We start from the raw sequence: 998 nt of genomic DNA, 5'->3' as shown, positions 1-998 counted from the left end.
GACGGGACGCGCTTGCTAGTAACATAGGGCTTTGCCCGCATATGAAATACCCCCGGCTTCGCCGGGGGATATTTATTCATGTCCAGACACCGAAAGGAGCGGAAAGCCATGCCAGTATTCCGCGTGGAGAGGAACAAGGGCTACACGGTCATGTCCAACTACCACCTGCGGGACAAGTCCCTGTCCCTGAAAGCCAAGGGCCTGCTGTCGCAAATTCTCTCACTCCCGGAAGATTGGGATTATACCCTGTCCGGCCTGTGCTATATCAACCGGGAGAGCAAGGATGCTATTCGTTCCGCCGTCAATGAGCTGGAGCGGGCCGGGTACATTGAGCGCCACCAGACCACGGACGAGGGCGGCAAGTTCAGCAGCAACGAGTACATCATCCACGAGCAGCCTGTTTCTTTGCCGCCGTCGTTGGATAAACCGTCGTCGGAAAACCCGACAACGGGAAAACCGACGTCGGAAAATCCAACGCAATTAAATAAAGATAGAGTAACTAAAGACCAAGCTATTACCGACCGATCAATTACCCATTCCTTTCCCTCCCTTTCACCCCCTCCCGCTGTTGCGGCTTCGCCGCCGGAAAGGAAAAGAACGGAAGCGGCCACGCAGAGCGCCGTTGAGATTTATCGGGACATCATCAAGGAGAATATCGAGTACGACCACCTCCTGCGCCACTCCAAGATCGACCGGGAAGAATTGGACGGCATCGTGGAATTGCTGGTGGAAACCGTCTGCACGGCCCGCAAGACAATCCGTGTCGCCGGGGACGACTACCCCGCCGAGCTGGTAAAGGCCAAGCTGCTGAAACTAAACAGCGGCCATATCGAGTTCGTCATGGACTGTATGCGGGAGAACACCACGAAAATCCGCAACATCAAGAAATACCTGCTGGCGGTGCTGTTCAACGCCCCCAGCACCATGGGAAGCTACTACACCGCCCTCGTCGCCCATGATATGGCGGAGGGCAAAATCTGACAAAGGAGGCCCCGACT

General features: G+C 55.8%; 1 protein-coding gene. It reads left to right on the top strand.

The window, feature by feature from the left end:
- The first annotated feature begins 108 nt into the window (after nt 1-108).
- On the top strand, nt 109-981 hold the full coding sequence (locus tag D1646_RS22275) for a DUF6017 domain-containing protein (RefSeq protein ID WP_160638511.1): 873 nt from the start codon (nt 109-111) through the stop codon (nt 979-981).
- Nucleotides 982-998: the final 17 nt, after the last annotated feature.

The sequence above is a fragment of the Pseudoflavonifractor sp. 60 genome, assembly GCF_009911645.1.
In the GTDB taxonomy this organism is placed as follows: Bacteria; Bacillota; Clostridia; order Oscillospirales; family Oscillospiraceae; genus Lawsonibacter.
The sequence above is the reverse complement of the archived record's forward strand: the minus strand, read 5'-3'. Positions and strand labels throughout refer to the sequence as shown.